We start from the raw sequence: 18022 nt of genomic DNA on the forward strand, positions 1-18022 counted from the left end.
ATGGCCGACTTCACCGCCGAGGACGCCGAACGGGCGTTCCTGGAGGCGTACAACATGCCCACGGGCATGCCGAAGCACGAGGCGCTGGAACGGGCCGCGCGCATGTCCGACGCGCTCGGGCACCTGCCGCTCGGCGTCTCGTGCCGCACCGCGCTGATCGACTCGGCGTACTACCTGTCGCGCTACGACCTGATGCTCGCGCCGTTCGCGTGGGTACGGGCCGCCGAGGAGAAGGACCCCGAGGCGTTCAACGAGTACGAGGTCCACTCGCTGAACTGGGCGCACAAGTGGATCGCGACCGGGCTGCGCCGCGACCCGAAGTTCTCGCTGGAACAGCTGCAGGCCGTGATCGGTCAACTGGCGGACCGCTACGGCAAGCTCGGTTTCTCGGTGCAGCCGGTGCACGGCGCCCGCGCCGAGTACGCCTACCACGTCGGTGACATGACAGGCCTCGCCGAGCAGCTCGGGCGCTACCTCGCCACGGAGCGCGGGCCGATGGCGGACTGCGAGGCCTGCGTGATCGAGGAGCAGGTCTGGATGCTGGCGCGCCTCGGCCGTCACCAGGAGGCCGCCGCGCACGGCTGGGAGGGCCTGTCGGGCGACTCCGGCTGCGCCACGCAGCCGCAGGGCATCCTGTCCGCGCTGCTGTGGCCGTTGCTGGAGATCGGTGAGCTGGAGAAGGCCGCGCACGCGCACACCACGGCGTACCGGTTGATCAAGGACGACGAGATCACCTCGTACGTGCACGAGCACATCCGGTTCTGCGCGCTGACGGGCAACCTCGCGCGCGGCGAGGACATCCTGCGCCGCTCGCTGCACAAGGTGACGGGCGTGCAGCTGCCGGCCGACGAGATGTCGTTCGCGGAGTGCGCTTCCGTGCTGCTGCAGCGCCTTCCGGCCGACACGGTGTTCGAGGTCCCCGCGGTCGGTTCGCGGACGGCCGCCGAGCTCCTCGACCGGCTGTCGAAGCGGGCCCTGCAGCTCGCGAGGCAGTTCGACGAGCGCAACGGCACGCCGGCGTGGCTCGACCGGATCACGAAGTCGCTGGAGCAGAAGGACTACCCGGCGGTGGAGCTCGCGGTGCCGGTCGCGCCGGTCATCGCGCCCGCCGAGGAGTCCGTCGTGTTCGGCGACCCGGTGGAGATCGCCGAGTCGATGGTGACGCTGTACGAGCAGGGCGACTTCGTGAAGGCGCGGCGGATGCTCGACTCGCTGCCCGCGGACATGGACTCGTTGCTACCGCCCGATCTCGCGGCGCACGCGGGCATCCGGCGGATGACGACCGGGCTCGTGCCGTTCGACCCGGCGGTGTTCGACGGGCTGCTGACCGCGTTGCCCGCCGACCTCGCGCTGCGTTACCAGGCGAGGCTCGCGATGGGGCTGCCGGATGGCCAGGCGCTCGCCGAGCGGTGCCTGGCCGAGGCGACGACGGACTACACGCGGACGGTCGCGGCACTGTCGCTGGCGGAGCTGTACGACGACGCGCACGCGCACGAGCAGGCGAACGAGATGATCGCGCTGGCGTCCTCTTTGGACGTTCCGGAACTGCGTGGCCGGGTCGCGGTCGAGACGGCCGAGCACAAGGCGCGGCAGCAGGACCTCGAAGGCGCGTACGCGGACGTCCTGGCGGTCATGGCGGGCGAGATCCCGTTGAACGCCCGGTTCGAGGGCTACCGGCTGCGGTTGCGGCTGGAGACGTTGCTGCACAAGGTTCCCGAGGCGGTGGCGACGGCACGGGCGTTCGTGTCGGCGTTCCCGCTGCCGGAATCCGCGGAGGCCCGCTGGTACCAGGTCGCGACGATCCAGGAGCTGGACCAGGAAGGGGCCTGCCTGGGCGATCTGCGCGAGGCCGTGGCGATCTCCCGCGTACACCTCTCCCCCGGCCACACCGCGCACTTCTGCTTCGCGCTGAGCGGCGGCTACGTGCAGACGGACCGGTTCGTCGAGGCCGCCGAGGTCCTGGAGGAGTCGTTGCGGCTGCTGCAGGAAGGCCAGGAGGACCTGCGGCTGCAGGTGGTGTTCCGGCTCGGCCAGGTGTGCCGCAAGCTGGGTGAGCTCCCGGCGGCCGAGCGCTACCTGCGTGAGGCGGCCGAACTGCTGCCGCCCGAGGAGACGGGGCGCCGGGCGTTCCTGCTCGACGCGCTCGCCTCGGTGCAGGGCCGGCTGGACAAGCACGACGAGGCCATCGCGTCCTGGCGCGCCGGCGCCGCGTTGTGGCAGCAGGAGGGCAACCTCTCGGAGGCGATCGGCTCGCTGGTCGAGCTGGCGTCGAGCCTGCCCGACGACGAGATCACCGAGACCCGTGCGGCCGTGAACGACGCCGAGGCGTTGCTGCCGTCGCTGGACGAGCCGAACGAGGTCACCCGGCGCCAGGCCGAGATCGCCGCGATCCGCGCCTGGGTGCACGGCCAGACCGGTGAGTTCGCGCTGGCGATGAAGCAGTACCGCGACGCCGAGGCGCTGGTGGTGTCGCTGGGCGACGAGGGCTGGCGGGTGTTCGTCGTGCTGAAGGCGGCGCACGTGCTGCTCATCGCCGACGACGCGGAGGGAGCGGAGGCCGAGGCACGCCGGGCGGCATCGCTGCTGCCCGACGACAACCAGGCCGGGAACGTGCTCTCGATGTTGTCGGAGGCGTTGCGGCGCCAGAACAAGCCTTCCGGCACCGATCCACTGGTGCGCGAGCTGACCGCCCGGCTGGACTAGTTGTTTGAGGTCGCCTTCTCGTAGGCGACCTCGAACGCCTTCTCCGCGGGTACCTCGATGTGCGGGACGACTCCGACGCCCTCCCAGTTGGTGCCGGAGATCGGGTTGATGGCGCGGCCGTTGGGCACCGCGGACTTGAGGTGCGGGCCGACCCGGTAGCGGTCGCCGGGGTGGGCGCCGCCCCTGGTGGTCTCGCCGATGAGCGTGGCGCGCTCGTTCTGCTGGAGGTTGTAGCTCAGTTCCTCGCCACCGGAGAACGTGCGGGCGCTGGTGAGGACGTAGACGGGCTTCGTGCCGCCGAACTTCGGGCCTGGCACGTGCGGCAGCGTCCAGAACTGCTGGGTGGAGTCTTCCGGGCGGTTGTAGATGTCGTTGAGGTGCACGGGTTCGTCGAACAGGTAGCTGCAGACGAGCGCGACCGTGTGCGGGTCGCCGCCGACGTTGCCGCGCAGGTCGATGATCAACGCGTCGGTGTGCGCGATGAGGTTCATCGCCGCGACGATGGCGGGGGTGGCGATCTCGGCGTCGTGCAGCAGGCGGATCTCGAGCAGGCCGACGTTGCCTTCGAGCCGCTCGACCCTGCGGATGCCGAACGCGTCGAGCTCGGCTGCCTTCTTGTTCGCCACCGGGTCCCAGGCCGAATCCCGGCCGGTCTCGGGGACCTCCTCCGCGCTGTAGAGCAGGCGGAGGTGCTTGTCGCCGTTGACGCTCTGCAGGTCCGCGGTCACTCTGGCCGCGAACTCCTCATCGTCCACATCGGAGTACGCACCCTCGTCGAGACGGGCGCGGACGACCTTCGCGATCTCGTTGGCCGTGTCCGGAAAGACGTAGTAGGAGGCGAGCTGGAAGCACAGGGTTTCGATCTCTGGTTCGCGCACGGGCGCACAGTAACCGCGCGCCCGTGGCCCGTCAGCTCAATTCCGCTGATCCCGCGCGGAGGCGTAGAGGCACACCGCGGCGGCCGTCGCGAGGTTCAGGCTCTCGGCGGCGCCGTACAGCGGCACCTTCAGCGAGGTGTCCAGCTTCGCGACGACGTCGTCGGGCAGGCCGTGCGCCTCACTGCCGAAGACCCACGCGGTGGGCTGCTCCAGTTCGCCGTTCGCCGATGCCTCGACCAGGTCCTGCTTCGCGTAGCCGTCGGCGGCCACGAGCCTCAGCCCGGCCTGGCGGCAGGCGACGAAGACCTCGTCCGCGTTGCGGGAACGAGCGATCGGCAGGTGGAAGAGCGAGCCGGTGGAGGCGCGCACGCACTTGCCGTTGTGCGGGTCGACCGTGTCGCCCGCGAAGATCACCGCGTCCGCTCCGGCCGCGTCGGCCACACGCGTGACGGTGCCCGCGTTGCCGGGGTCGGAGACGCCATGGAGCACGGCGACGAGGCGCGGGGTGCCCTGCAGGGCTGCTTCGAGCGACTGCGGGACCGCGTCGCACACCGCGACGATGCCCTGGGGCGTCACGGTTTCCGACAGCGATTCAGCGGCCTTGTCGGTGACCTCGCTGATCCGGATGCCTCGCTCGGAGGCGCTCTGGAGCAGTTCGGCGTTGCGTTCCGCCGCCGTCGCCGTGACGAACAGTTCGTGCACCTCGCCGCCCTGCCAGGCAAGTGCCTCGCGCACGGCCTGGGCGCCCTCGACGAGGAAGCGGCCTGCCTTGTCGCGGCCCTGGCGGCGGGTCAGGTGGCGAGCAGCAACGACCCGAGGTGTCCGTTCGGTGAACGGATCTGCCTCGGGTCGGTTGCTGTCGCGAGGGTGCTGGCTCAGGCCAGGTCCCCGGCAGGAGCGTTCACGTCGGCCGGGAGCGCCTTGCGGGCGATCTCGACGAGCGCCGAGAAGGCGTTGGCGTCGTGGACGGCGAGGTCCGCGAGGATCTTGCGGTCGACCTCGACGCCGCCCAGGCGAAGACCCTGGATCAGGCGGTTGTAGGTCATGCCGTTCGCACGGGAGGCAGCGTTGATGCGCTGGATCCACAGCTTGCGGAAGTCGCCCTTGCGCGCACGGCGGTCGCGGTACGCGTAGTTGAGCGAGTGGAGCACCTGCTCCTTGGCCTTGCGGTACAGCCTCGAGCGCTGGCCGCGGTAACCGCTCGCCAGCTCAAGGGTGGTACGGCGCTTCTTCTGGGCGTTTACAGCCCGCTTGACGCGTGCCACGGGTCCATCCTGTCGATCTCATGGGGAACCGGAGTCGGGGTCCGGATCCCGAATTAGCTAGGGGGTGTCGAAGCGGGTCAGAGACCGAGCAGCTTCTTGATGCGCGGGGCGTCGTGCTCCGACACAACCGCGGTGCCGCTCATGCGACGCGTCACCTTGCTGGACTTCTTCTCCAGGATGTGGCGCTTGCCGGCCTTCTCCCGGAGGATCTTGCCGCTGCCCGTGACCTTGAAGCGCTTCGAGGTCCCGCTGTGCGTCTTGTTCTTCGGCATTTCCGTCCTCGTCTCGTGCTACCCACCGGGTCGGGGGCGGGCGTGCGTCCTACGCCTCGTCCGAAGCGGTGTCGTCCGCCTCGGGCGCATCGTCGTCCTGCTTGACCACGCGCGGCTTGATGTTCTTGTGCGGCGCCAACACCATGATCATGTTGCGGCCGTCCTGCTTGGGGTTCGACTCGACGAAGCCAAGCTCCGCGACGTCCTCCGCCAGCTTCTGCAGAAGCCTGTAACCGAGTTCCGGGCGCGACTGCTCGCGGCCGCGGAACATGATGGTCACCTTGACCTTGTTCCCGTGCGACAGGAAGCGGGCCACGTGGCCCTTCTTCGTCAGGTAGTCGTGCGGGTCGATCTTCGGGCGGAGCTTCTGCTCCTTGATGACCGTCAGCTGCTGGTTCCGACGCGACTCGCGAGCCTTCTGCGCGGTCTCGTACTTGAACTTGCCGTAGTCCATGAGCTTGCAGACCGGCGGGCGAGCCTGAGCGGCGACCTCGACGAGGTCGAGATCCGCTTCTTGCGCGAGTCGGAGCGCGTCCTCGATGCGAACGATCCCGACCTGCTCACCATTCGGCCCGACCAGACGAACTTCCGGCACCCGGATGCGGTCGTTGATGCGCGGCTCGGTGCTGACGGGTGCACCGCGGTTCGAGGGACTTGTCATTCACGTCCTTTGAGACTCGGTTGCGCCAAAAAACAAGAGCCCCGTCACCGTCTCCCGGTGAAGGGGCCCGCTTCCGACCGATCGCACCTCAGGACTACGGGCACCCGTGTGCCAGTGACCTGGAGGACCGGACCCGGCCACCTCAAGAAGCGGTGAACGCGGGTGGGAGCGGGGCTCCACTTGCCGCTCTCGCACTAACGAGAGCTGGTCGCGTCCGAAATACTAGCAGACGCTCTTGTCAACCCCCGAATCGCGGGCCTGTGACGTCGGTCGTCCGCGGGGACTTGCTTGAATGTAGCCGTGACCGATCCGCTTGAAGACAGCATCCGTGACCTGGGCGATGTCCCCAGCATCGAGGTGATCAGCCGGGCCGCGGTGATGCTGCTGTCCGCCGCCGCGGAGCGCCTGGGCCTCGCCGACCCGGACCCCGACAACTCCCCGCGCCGCGACCTCGACGAGGCCCGCCGCCTGATCACCGGCCTCGCCGGCCTGGTCACGGCGACCTCCGAGTACCTCGGCCCGCACGCCGCTCCGTTGAAGGACGGCCTGCAGTCGGTGCAGCGCGCGTTCCGCGAGGCCTCCGTCGTGCCGGACGAGCCCGGCCAGGGCCCGGGCGAGAAGTTCACCGGTCCCGTCTACTGATCCGCTCGCACGACGACCGGCTCCCACGGCTCGGCCTTGACCTGGAACACCGCGCTCGCCCGTTGCCCGGTAGCGGCCCGGAAGGTGATGGCCGAGCCGTTGTGGAGCGGACCCACCTCGAGGTGCTCGGCCGGCGGCTCGTCGTACTGGGAGAGCCCGAGCACGCGACTGCCCGGCACCACGGACACCGTGAGCTGCTCGATGACGGCGGGCCCGCCGAAGTAGCTGAGCCGGAACTCGTCGGGCGCGCCGGGCGTGATCGCGAACGTCGGCATGCCACTACGGCTGCGTGCGGCCGCGAGAACCTCGACGAACTCGTTGATCCGCGCCGTCGCCTGCTGAGCGGTGACCTGGGCCTCGTCGGCCAGCATCCGCGACGCCGTGGCGGCTTCCGCGGCCTTCCCGACAGCCTCCTCGGCCTTGGCCGCCACCTTCTTGGCTTCCTCCGCCGCGGCCTTGGCCTGCAACGCACTGGCCGTGGCCTGCTCGACGGCCTTCCGCGCGGCCTGCGCCTCCTCCTGAGCCCTGCTCGCGGCGTTCTGCGCCTCCTTCGCGGCCGTCTGCGCGAACTTGGCCTCGCGCGCCTGCCACAAGGCGACAGCGGTGGCGCACATGGCCACCACCGCGGCGATCACCGACAGGACGATCATGCCTTCACCCCCACCGAGGCCAGCTGACGTCGTGCCAACTCGTCGATCACGTCAGTGTCCCCCGTCCGCCACGCCACGGCGGGATCACCGTCGAACTTGCTCAACTGCCTGGAGCTGAGGCTTGTGAGCGCTCTCAGAGCCAGCAGGTCAGGCTTGTCGCGCAGCCGAGCGGTGTCGGCCGCCTTGCGGGCGTATTGGAGCCGGAGCGGCAGCCAGGTGATGAGCAGGAAGAGGACCGGGATGACAACGATGGCGGCGGCAAGCCAGAAGGCGCTGTCCTGGACCACGCTGATCTGCGCATTACCAGCGCTGGTCAGGGTTTCGCCGGCCTTGGTGCCGTTGCCCAGCGCGCCCGCCAGGTCCTCGCCCACGAAGGGCACGCCCTTGGCCTTGGCCGCCGCGTTGGTGAAGACGTCGCGGATGTCGCCGCCCGCGTTGACCAGGCCGTCTCCCGGGGCCCTGAGTTCCAGGACCCAGTCGTGGGCGGTGGTGGCCACCCAGATCCAGGTGGCTACCCATGCCGCGGCTAGTAGGTCGGCGATCAGCTGACGCGTGAACCTTGCCGGTCTGTCCGCGTACCACTTCATGTCGCGGATGGTGCCACGCGACCGTTCAGGCGTCGATGATCACGTGGCGCATGCCGCGGGCGTGCGAATCGTTGCTCGTCGCACGCCCGCGCCGGCTACTCCTGGGTGAAACTCTGCGGCAACACGCCGCGCCGCCACAGCCGATCGAGCGTGTCGAATACCTTCAGGGTCGATTTGAAGTCACGCCAGCCGTCGGGATCCACTTCCCGCCACCGGTCGTGGATCACCAGACCGCGCGGGTATCCGCCAGTTGATGCAAAGAAGGTCCCGCAACTGGCGCACCACATGTGGTTCATCAAGGTAGGTTGCCCAGCCCGTGCGGACTTCCGCACGTAGAACCGCACCGACATCTGCCCGCAGGCCGGACACTCACGCTCGTTCTGATCCTCCAGGACGCTCGGACCCCGGAAAAGGATCGCAAGCTCTTCCTGGCTGAAGTTCCGGCGGCGCACCAACTACCTCGACCTCCTTGTCCTTCTTTCGAACTTGTCCGCCATCTTCGCTCCGTACTCCTCGGGGTACTTCTCGCCCATGTGGATGCCGTACAGCTTGAACTGCCGATGGTGCTCGATCTCATGGAAGATCGTCTCCACTGCGAACCTCATGCTCGTGAGACCCGAGTCTGCGATTTCGATGATCGGACGGCCCCTCGGCCCAAACTTGGGCGTACCGCTCCCGTCATGCGGGCTGTTGCCATGTGCACCGTTGGCACCGTCATCGATCATCCCCGGAACGTGGACGATGTCGTAGCCGCTGATGCTCATTCCAGCACGGCCAAGTGCCATCTTCAGCTGCTTGATGCTGACCGCTGCCCCGCGCTTACCACCGGGCGCGGACTGCGGATCAACGGACTCGCCGTTGTCGTCAGCGGTACCGCACCTGAGATCCTGGTTGTGAACGAGGACGTCAGCAGCGGCAGCCTTTCCAGGACCACCGGCACCCACGTAGTACGTGTGCAGCCCATCAACCGTGAGGTTGTAGACAAGCCGCCCACCCGAGAACGTCCGAGTCCCGGTAACAGTCGCCGACCGGTTGTCAGCAGTCAGGAACTGGTACCCAGGCAGGATGTCCTGAGCCTCACGCCACCCGAGCCCCTGCACCCAGAACGGGTGCTCGTCGCTCACCGAGATCTTGCCGGTCCCGGTCTCGGAGGCGATGTCGAGCTGGTGCACCGACGCATCCGTCAGGTACTCACGGACGTCGGTGATCTCCTTGGCAGCGGTCTCACCGGTGGTCGGATCGGTGGCCAGCACGACGTCACCGACTCGAAGGTCCCGGATGAGCTTGCGCGTCCCGTCCGCCATCAACACCGGGGTGTCACCGGTGAAGCTGTTCTTGGCGGTCGGGATCGGGCAGGAAGCCCCGGCCCCGTTGCGCCCCTGAGCGCCCGAGTCCTTGGCCTTGTCGTTGCCCCGCTTCTTGTTCGACCCGAACAGCCCGATCAGATCCCCGAGCCCAGGCACCTGACTGTTGGCGAAGTCCGAGACCACCTGCTCGCCCACGGACTGCACCACGGACACACCGGGTTTGATGATCGTGGCCTTGATCGTGTCCCAGACCTTGTTGACGTCCTGGACGTTCTCGGCCACCGCCGACACGAGCCGGGACGGCATGTTCGCCGAGGAGGACACGAGGTCCTTCATGGCGATCTTCGGCTTCAGGGCGGCCTGCAGGATCGGCATCGCGTTGTTCTTGACGGCGTGGGCGATCGCGGCCTTGGCGCGGGCCGTCACCGCCTTCATCGCCGCTAGCCGGGCTGCCGCGGCCGCTGCGGCCGCCGCGGCCTTGCGAGCTGCTGTCTGTGCTGCCTCGCGGGCCGCTGTCTTGGCCATGTCGCCCGCGTTGCGGCGGGCGGCGCCTGCCAGGTCGTCGCCGTACTTGCGGCCTGCGCCTGCCACGTCGTCGCCGTACTTCCGGCCCGCGCCTACGACGTCGTCGCCGTACCTGCGCGCGCCGCCGAGGACGTCGTCGCCGTACTTGAAGAGGTACTTGGCGCCCTTGGCGAGTTTGCCGAACGGGACGAAGTTCGAGGCTGCCCACAGGAAGTTGCCGAGGCTCGGCTCGCGGATGAAGTTCGCGATGTCGTTGTAGCCGGAGACTTCCTTGACAACCTCGAGGCCGACCTTGGCGACGGACTTGACGCCGTTCCAGACCTTGCCCCAGTTCGGCCAGTGGCCGTCGGGGTCGATCATGTCGAGCGGGCGGCCCGCGCCGTAGGTGTAGCGGTTGAACAGCACGGAGGCGCCGGACGAGGCCGAGACCGTGTCACGCGAGGCGAAGGAACCGGTGTTCGGCTGGTACCAGCGGGCGCCCATGTTGACCTGGCCGGAGTCCGGGTCGGTCCAGTCGCCCTGGTAGCCAACGGAACGCTTCGTGCCCGACGAGGCGATCTGCTTGCCGAACGGGTCGTAGGCGGTCGAGTCCTGCATGCCCGCCTGGGCCGGGTCGAAGCCGCCCACCAGGTCGCCGTGCTTGTCGGTCACGGCGACGCGCTTGTCCGTGCCCTGCTGCAACGACAGCAGCTCGCCCGACGCACCGCGGCCGAAGGTCGAGTCGCCGTCGGACACCGGGTCGATGTCGGTGCCGGCGTACTTGAACTGCTTGGTGTTGCGGGAGACCACGCGGTCGAAGCCGTCGTAGGCGTACTGCGTCTGGCCCACGGCGATCATCCGGTCGAAGGCGTCGAAGGAGAACTTCTCCTCGAAGCCGGACGACGTGCGCGACAGCATCGCGCCGGACGGCGAGTACCTGTAGGTGTAGTCGCTGTCGGACTTCAGCCTGTTGCGCTCGTCGAAGACAGCGGTCTTGGCTCCGGCCTTCGTGCGGTTGCCGGAGGCGTCCCACGCGTAGTCGGTCGTGACGCCGCCGACGGTCCACGACTTCAGGCGGTTCGCGTAGTCGTAGGTGTAGGTGTTGTCACCCGAACCCGCGAGACCCGACGTCACCTTCCGCGTGAGGCGGTCGTTGTTGTCGTACTCGTAGGCCAGCGACGAGACGACGGCGCCGGAAGTGCCGTCCTTCATCACGTCGGACTTCATCCTGCCGAGCGGGTCGTAGTCGACGTCCCGGCTGCGGCTGGCGCCGTACTGGACCTTCGAGACCTGACCGGCCGCGTTGTAGCTGAACACCTGGCCGGTGCCGGTGATGCTGTCGGTCGCGGTGTGCAGGCGGCCCTTGTCGTAGGTGAAGCGGGCGGTGCCGGAGACGTCCGTCCTGGTCTTCATCCTGCCGAGCTCGTCGTACTCGAACGACGAGTCGCCCGACGGGCCGTTCGCGGTGAGCATTCCGCTGCGGTCGTTGTAGGTGAAGATGTTCTTGCCGCCCGGCGCACCGGATTCCAGCAGCCTGCCGACCGGGTCGTAGGCCTGGGTCCGCTCGGCCGAGGCCACCTCGGTGCCGGAACCGGTCTCCCGCACGACGCGGTTGAGGAAGTCGTACTGCCGTTCCCTCGTGACTCCGCCGGGCGCCACCATCTTCGCGACGTTGCCCGTCGCGTCGTAGGTACTCGTCCACGTCCGGTCGGCCGCGTTCGGGTGAGCCTCGGTCGACGGTTCGACGACCGATTCCGGCAGCGACCACGAGTTGTAGGTGGTGACGAACTTGTTGCCACGGCCGTCGGTGTAGCGGGTCCGCTGGCCGGCGGCGTCGTAGCCGAACGAGGTCGTGATGTTCTCGGTGTCCGAGATCGGTTCGACCTGCTGGGTCATCCTGCCGAGCGCGTCGTAGGTGAAGCGCGCGGTCTTGCCCATCGCGTCCGTCGCGGTCTCGACGTTGCCCGCCGCGTCGTGCGTGTAGGACGTGCGGCGCTGGATCGCTCCGGCACCGTCGAGGCTGAACTGGCCCTTCATCCGGCCGGCCGCGTCGTAGCTCACGAAGCTGCTGCGCCCCATGGCGTCCTGCTGCCACACCTGGCGGCCGGAGCCGTCGTACCCGAACTTCGTCGTCACGTTCGCCGGGTCGGTGGACGTGATCCGCTGACCGAGCGCGTCGTAGGTGAACCTCGTGACGTCGTTGTTCGGCGCGGTGGCCTTCACCAGCTCGCCGGCGTCGTTGTACTCGAACGACGTGGTGAACGCGGCGGCGACGGGCCTGCGCTCCAGCACCGACGACGTCACCTGGCGGCCCAGGTCGTCGTAGGTCGACTCGGTACGCGCACCCGTCGGGTCCGTCGCCGAGAGCTGCTCACCCTTGTGCGTGTAGGTGTACTTCCACACGCCGCCGACCTCGGTCGGCGCGTCCGCCTTCGGGTCCTGTCGCTCGACCATGCGGCCGAGCTGGTCGTAGCGGAACCTGGTGACGGAGCCACGCGGACTGGTCGTCTCCACGGCGTTGCCCGCGGCGTCGTACCTGGTCGACGTGACGGCCTTGATCGGCGTGGTCGTGCCCGGTGCCACGTAGTCCGGCAGTTCCACCCGCAGCGGGCGGCCGTTCTTGTCGTAGAACCGCTTGGTGATCTGGCCGTTCTCGTTCTTCGACTGGACCTCGTTGCCGAAGGTGTTGAAGCCGACCACGTTCTCCGGCCTGGCGTCGACCGCCGCCGCGCCACCGGTCTCCACGGCCACGGCAGGCTGCTTGACCCGGACCTGGCGTTCCTGCTCGTCGTAGGAGAACTCGGTGGTGAAGCCGCGCGGGTCGGTCTCCGACACCATCAGGCCGCGCCGGTCGTAGGCGCGCGTCGTGCTCAGCGACTGCGCGCCGAACTTGATCCCCTCGGTGAGCAGGTTGCCGACGCTGTCGTAGGTGTAGTCGACGACCTCGCTGGTGGCCGCGCTCATCCCGCCGGTGTTGGAGGCCTGGCCCGACTTGACGATCTGTTTGACGAGACCGTTCGCGTCGTAGGTGTAGAGAGTCGTGCGCCCCAACGCGTTCGGATCGGCGACGATCTGCTCGACCTGGTTCTTGGTGTTGTACCTGTACGTCGTGACGCGGTCGCCCGCACCCTTGCGGGTCAGGACGTTGCCCGCGGCGTCGTAGGTGTTCTCCTCCAGCAACTTCGCCGACTTCGTGCCGTCGGCGTTGCGCACCTCGGCACGCGACCGGAACAGCAGGCCGTTCTGGTAGTAGTCGTACATCGTCTTGCGGCCCATGGCATCCGTCTGCCACACGAGCCGGCCGCCGAGGTCGTAGGTGTACGACTCCATCACGATCATCTGACCGTTGTCCGCGGGCTCGGCGGTACCGATGCCACCGCTGATCGGCTTGCCGTGGAAGCCGCGCATGCGGACCTCGGCGAGCTTGTTGCGGGCCGTGTAGGCGTATTCGACCTTGGTGCCCAACGGGTCCACCACGGACGTCCGGTTGCCGAACACGTCGTAGGCGTACGAGGTCGTCGCGCCCTCGGCGTCGGTGACCGAGCTCTGCCGGCCGCGGTCGTCGTAGCCGTAGGCGATCGTCCTGGTCTCGTCGCCACCGGTCAGGTCTGCGATGTCGATCCGCTCGGGCAGGCCGTCGGCGTTGAACGTCGTCCTGGTGTGCCTGGTGTGCTTGGCGTTCGTCACCGCGTTCGTGACGGCGGCGTCGGTCACCTCGACGGGCTTGTTCCGCCCGTCGTAGAGGAACTTCGTCTCCAGGCCGGCCGGGTACTCGTCCGAGATCTGCTTCTCGCTGATCTTGCGGCCGATCAGGTCGTACCGGTATTCGGTGGTGATGCCGTTGGCACCTTCCGCACGCGGCGGTTCGGTGACGGAGAACAGGTCGCCGTTCGCGTGGTACAGGTACTCCGTCTTCTTGCCGCGACCATCCGTCGTGCTCAACAGCAGGCCGAGGGGAACGTCGACGCCGTTCGCACCCCTCCTGTCTCCCAGTTCGGCGTACCTGTGCACGACGGTCGAGCCGTCGGGCATCTTCTGCTCGAGCAGATCGCCGCGAGTGTTGTACGTCGACGAGGTCAGGTACGTGTTGTCGCTCGCACTCGCCGAACGCGCGTCACGGGCGGTGAGCTGCTTGTCGATGCGCGGATCGGTGTCGTTCACGTTGCCGGCGGCCGGCTTGTGATACGTGAAGTACTCCGTGTCGCACTGGGTCGACGTCCGGCATGTCTTGCGCGACACCACGTTGCCGCGTTCGTCGTGCTTGAGCTCGACCTGGTGGCCGTTCTCGTCGGTGATGACGTGCTGGAAGCCGCTCTCGTCGTAGTCGTAGGTGCGGACACCTAGCCCCTGGACGGGACCGCCGATCCAGTTCGGGTTGTTGCCCGTCTTGCCACCGCAGTAGGTCGGGCTGCCGTCGGGGTTCGGCGTCGGGGCGGTGGTGCACGGCGGCGCCGCCGTCGGGGTGGTCGGCACGACGGACGGGTCCGCCCTGTCCTCGTGCCGCACGCCGATGCCCAGCGGGGCGACGAACCTGATGATCCGGCCCTTGATCGGGTCGTAGTCGAAGAAGTGCGACCTCTTGCCGGGGTCGGTCACCTCGATCGAGCGGACCAGGTTCTTGATCGAACGGCCCGCCGCGTCCTTCTCCTCGGTGCCGGAGACCTGCGGCAGACCCAGTTTCCAGGTGCCGCCGTTCTCGTCGGTGTACTCCGAGATGCGGTCGTTCGTCGTGTCGTAGGCGAGTTCCGCGGCAACACGGCCGCTCGGCATGATGACCTTGGTCAACTGGTCGGAGTGCTCACGCGCGGCGTAGTGCTGCTTGACCGCGGCCTCACCCAGCGGGTGCTGGTAGAGCGCGACCTCGTCGATCTGGCCGTTGAAGAACTTCTTGCCCTCGTTCGGCCACCAGCCGTGCGGCGCCCAGTCGGCGGGACCGACGGCGTGCGCGGCGCCGATCTGACCGAAGTTCAGCCTGCTGTCGTCGATCTCGGCACCGGTGATCTCGCCGACCTTGGCGCCGTCGAGGTACATCGTGGTGACCGCGAGCGAACCGGTGAGCACGACGTGGTGCCACTGGTCGTTGTTCACCGCGGTGGCGCTGGTGATCGGCGAGACCCTGCCGTGCCAGAACTGGCCGCGCAGCTTGCCGTCCTTGTCCACGTACAGGACCGGGACGGCGCCTTCGGGGTTCTGGTCGAACGGCTTGTGCTGGAAGCCCATCAACGGGCCACCGGTCGTGGTCTTGAACCACAGCTCGATGGACAGGTCGCGGCTCTTCTTGATCGCGCCGTCGGGCAGCTTGACCAGCGAACTGGTGCCGTTGAACCCGGTCGCCCTGTCCGGGCTGCCGGCGAGCGGACCGGCGTGGTCGCGCGTGGTGTTCCTGTGCTCGCCCCAGTCCTTGGTCAGGTTGGTCGCGACCTGGCTGACCGCCGCGTTGCCGGCCGGCTCACCGAGCCGCCAGTAGGAGTCCGGCTTCGAGTCCATCACCGCGGACCGGTAGTGCGAGCCCTGGGAGTACTCGTACTGCGTGCAGGCACCGGTCGGGTCGCAGACCTTCGTCAGCTGGTCGCCGAAGTACTCGTAGGTCCACTTGATCGGCGTGCCACCGGTGGTCGGCGCGTCGGTCCGGACCTCCTTGACGTGCTTGCCCGAGTAGGTGAACCACAGTGTCCGGTTGCTGGTGCGGTTGATCGCGCGCTTGAGCAGCCCCGTGATGCCGTAGTCGAACTCGACGAGCCTGGCGGCGTTGTCGTAGATCGACGCGATCTTGCCGTCGGAGCGGAACGTGTAGGTGGTGTTGGACTTGTCCACCAGCACGTAGTTCGACGACGCGACGTCCTGGTAGAAGGTCGCGAACCGGCCGGGCGGCGGATCGAAGCTGCCGTCCTCGTTGTTCTTGCCGAACCGCACCGCCTGGCCGTCGGGATACGTCACCACGACGTTGCCGGTGCCGTCGTTGTCCGGCACGACGCGCATGTCGTAGCGCGTCGACCAGCCGGCGCCGAACGCGAGGTCCTTGCGCGGGTCGAGGCTGTTGTAGGTGCGGGAGACCGTGAGTTCGGGGCCGGTGACACCGATGGCCGAGTCGACCGCGGCGGTGGTGTAGTTGCCGATCTGCGGGTCGAAGTCGAGGTCACCGGCACTGTAGGGCGCACCGCCCAGGTGCGAGGTGATGTCGGGCTGCGGCACCGCGGTCAGCAGCGCGCTGAACTCCAGCTTCTCGCTGCGCGTACCCGCCGGGTCGATCGCGAAGGCGCGCCAGTAATAGGTTTCGCTCCACTGCAACCATCCCTTCGGGACGGTCCAGGTGCGCGACTTCGACCTCGGCGAGATCCGGCAGCCGACGTTGACCTCGCCGGTGACGTCGTTCTTCTGGCAGACCTCGAACTCGTAGTCGATCGTCGTGTTCGGCGGGGCGTCCACGTCCACCGCGTCGGCCCACAGCTGCGGCGTCAGCACGGGCGAGGAGTGGCCGGCCGGCGGGTACTGCGCCTTGACGATCGGCGGCAGTTCGAACACCGTCAACGACAGGCGGGCCGGTGGGATCTGCTCGTCGGTGAAGAAGGTGTTGTTGTGCACCATGCTGAAGTCGAGCAGGTAGTCGCCCGGCTCCAGCTGGAACACCCTGGCGTCCAGTGTGATGCTCCCGCCCGGCGGGACGGTGACGCCGACCGGCAGATCGGCCGCCACGCGGGCGTCCTTCGGCTGGCCCGTCGCACTGAACGCGCGGTAGGACAGCTTGTAGCCCTCGGCCGCGCTCCACTGCCGGCCGCTCTTGTTCGTCACCGTGATCTTGACGGTGGGCTTCGGGTCCCCGCTGTCACTGGTGCGGTGCACCGGCGGCTCCGGCACGCCGCGGTCGATGCGGTAGCCGGCGTCGTACTGCGTGCTCGTGACGAACAGCCGCGGCGGGTTGGCCGTGCCCGCGCCCGCGAACAGCTTCCAGCCGGCGAGGGCCTTGACGGCCAGGCCGTTGTTGGCCTGTCCCTTCGTCCAGCCCTGCACCAGGTTCCGGCCGCCCTCACCGAGGTCGACGGCCTCCGGCCTCGGCGGACAGGCCGACTGCGACTGGCCGAGGCCGACGTAGCCATAGGCGAACGAGGCTCCGCCCAGTGCGCCGCCGGTGGCCAGCACCGCCGTCGTACCGCTGTCCCACGCCTGGTTCACCGGGTGCACGCTGATGGGCTGCGGCCGGCACGACGGCGCGTCGTAGTTCGACAGGTACAGCTGGGCGCCGAACACGCGGTGGTTGGCGATCCCGCTGGTGTTGAACTTCAGGTAGGTGGTGTAGCCGTCACCGGACTTGAGCGTCGACCCGGTCAGCGCGGACGAACCATTGGTCGAGATGGCGGGGCCGGCGTTCAGGCCGCTCACCGTCGGGTCGACGGCGATCGGGAACTGCCGGGCGCCGTCACGGATCCAGCCCGCGTCCGCCGTCATCCTCAGCGCCTGGCCGCCGTTGTGCGGCACCAGCTCGTAGGTGACGGCCGTCGACACCGCGCCGGCGGCGTCGGTCATGTCACCGGCGGGGATCCTGGCCTTGACGTTGCCGGCGTTGTCGCTCAGCACGACGGAGCCGTCGGCGATCTTGGCCTGCAAACCCTTGAGCTGCAACGGGAACAGCCAGCTCGTCGCCGCGTCGCGCGACGTCAGGACCAGCGTTTCCTTGACACCGCCCGAAGCGACGTCGAGCCGCAGGTCGGTGTGGGCCGCGACACCGGGGTAGGTGATGCCGCTGCCTTCGACGCGAGCCTTCGCCGCGCTCGTGCCCGCGAAGCCGAAGGACATCTCGTGGTCGCCGGACAGGCGCATGCGCACGAACGGCGATTCCGAGGCGGTGGCGTTGAAGCGGGTGTCCACGGAGTCCGCGGCGTTCCGGAAGCCGTCGCCGTCAGGAACGATCGTGGTGTCGATCGGCGCCCAGGAGCCGTCGGGGCGCTGGAAGTTCAGCGGCGACTGCGAGTACTCGGTGGTCTGGGTGCCGTCGGCGTTGCGGAAGGTGCGGGAGTTCGCGTCTCGTTTGGCCGCGTCCTCCTTGCTGCTCTGGGCGTTGAAACCCTTGAACCCGTTCGGCGCGTCGACCTGCTCCGCCTTGTTCGGCGGAGGCGTGGGTGCCGCCGGGAAGTTCGGCTGCGGGTGCTTGGCGAGCTCGGACTTCGGCATCGCGCGGTTCGCCGCACCGGTGCCCTCGGTCTCATGGGGCTGATCCGCCGCGGAGCCCCACTTCTGGTCAGGGGCGAGCTCGCTCGGATCAAGCGCGCCACCCGCGGCCCACTGCGGGATGAGCTGCAACGCCGAAGGCCCCACGGTGCCCGCCATCAGCACCATGATCAAACCTACGACGGCCGCGATTCTGCCTTTTCTAGAACGCGGAAAAAGCATGCGCGCACGCCAAAAACGGCCGCTGGCCATGGACCTACCCCCAGAAACCCTCTACGACAACAGCGCGTGTGAAATCGCCGTCAACCCCAGATGCCGACAGCTGAGCATCGTCAGGTCGCCAAGCCGGTGTCAAGAGCCAGAAGGCTTTCGGACACGTCAGGACAAGCA

Annotated in this window: 11 protein-coding genes; 2 read left to right on the plus strand and 9 right to left on the minus strand. The window is 68.3% G+C overall.

Annotated features, from left to right (window positions below; translation table 11 throughout):
• Positions 1–2703 carry a hypothetical protein gene (locus IG04_RS0138655; protein ID WP_030481720.1) on the plus strand — a complete coding sequence of 901 codons (2703 nt, stop codon included), beginning with the start codon at positions 1–3 and terminating at the stop codon, positions 2701–2703.
• Here IG04_RS0138655 and IG04_RS0138660 read toward each other — a convergent pair.
• The 5 genes from IG04_RS0138660 to infC all read right to left on the minus strand — a co-directional run bounded on the left by IG04_RS0138660 (position 2700) and on the right by infC (position 5779).
• Positions 2700–3581, minus strand: coding sequence for a S41 family peptidase (locus IG04_RS0138660; RefSeq protein ID WP_036016750.1), 882 nt, complete (start codon positions 3579–3581; stop codon positions 2700–2702). The two genes, IG04_RS0138655 and IG04_RS0138660, sit on opposite strands and share 4 nt — an antisense overlap.
• Before the next feature lie 36 nt (positions 3582–3617).
• Positions 3618–4460: a TrmH family RNA methyltransferase gene (locus IG04_RS0138665; protein ID WP_084401680.1), complete on the minus strand. Its 843-nt coding sequence runs from the start codon at positions 4458–4460 to the stop codon at positions 3618–3620.
• On the minus strand, positions 4457–4846 hold the full coding sequence (gene rplT, locus IG04_RS0138670) for a 50S ribosomal protein L20 (RefSeq protein ID WP_030481723.1): 390 nt from the start codon (positions 4844–4846) through the stop codon (positions 4457–4459). Before rplT ends, IG04_RS0138665 begins: the two co-directional genes overlap by 4 nt.
• Positions 4847–4923: 77 nt before the next feature.
• Entirely contained in the window at positions 4924–5118 is a 195-nt protein-coding gene (rpmI, locus tag IG04_RS0138675; protein WP_030481724.1) for a 50S ribosomal protein L35, read from the minus strand.
• Positions 5119–5167: 49 nt separating this feature from the next.
• Positions 5168–5779 (minus strand): translation initiation factor IF-3, encoded by a 612-nt coding sequence (gene infC, locus IG04_RS0138680; RefSeq protein ID WP_030481725.1) that lies wholly within the window; start codon positions 5777–5779, stop codon positions 5168–5170.
• Between the two features lie 300 nt (positions 5780–6079).
• Between infC and IG04_RS0138685 the strand changes: the two genes are divergently transcribed.
• Positions 6080–6421, plus strand: coding sequence for a DUF1844 domain-containing protein (locus IG04_RS0138685; protein WP_030481726.1), 342 nt, complete (start codon positions 6080–6082; stop codon positions 6419–6421).
• On the opposite strand, the gene IG04_RS0138690 is transcribed toward IG04_RS0138685, so the two are convergent.
• The 4 genes from IG04_RS0138690 to IG04_RS0138705 all read right to left on the minus strand — a co-directional run bounded on the left by IG04_RS0138690 (position 6415) and on the right by IG04_RS0138705 (position 17791).
• Positions 6415–7071, minus strand: coding sequence for a hypothetical protein (locus IG04_RS0138690; protein WP_030481727.1), 657 nt, complete (start codon positions 7069–7071; stop codon positions 6415–6417). The two genes, IG04_RS0138685 and IG04_RS0138690, sit on opposite strands and share 7 nt — an antisense overlap.
• Complete coding sequence (locus IG04_RS0138695) at positions 7068–7658, minus strand: hypothetical protein (RefSeq protein ID WP_030481728.1); 591 nt, start codon at positions 7656–7658, stop codon at positions 7068–7070. Before IG04_RS0138695 ends, IG04_RS0138690 begins: the two co-directional genes overlap by 4 nt.
• Before the next feature lie 95 nt (positions 7659–7753).
• Positions 7754–8113, minus strand: coding sequence for a hypothetical protein (locus IG04_RS0138700; RefSeq protein WP_051771698.1), 360 nt, complete (start codon positions 8111–8113; stop codon positions 7754–7756).
• Entirely contained in the window at positions 8114–17791 is a 9678-nt protein-coding gene (locus IG04_RS0138705; RefSeq protein ID WP_144065434.1) for a LamG-like jellyroll fold domain-containing protein, read from the minus strand.
• Positions 17792–18022: the final 231 nt, after the last annotated feature.

Origin of the sequence: Lentzea albidocapillata (assembly GCF_000719115.1) — a bacterium.
GTDB lineage: Bacteria > Actinomycetota > Actinomycetes > Mycobacteriales > Pseudonocardiaceae > Lentzea > Lentzea albidocapillata.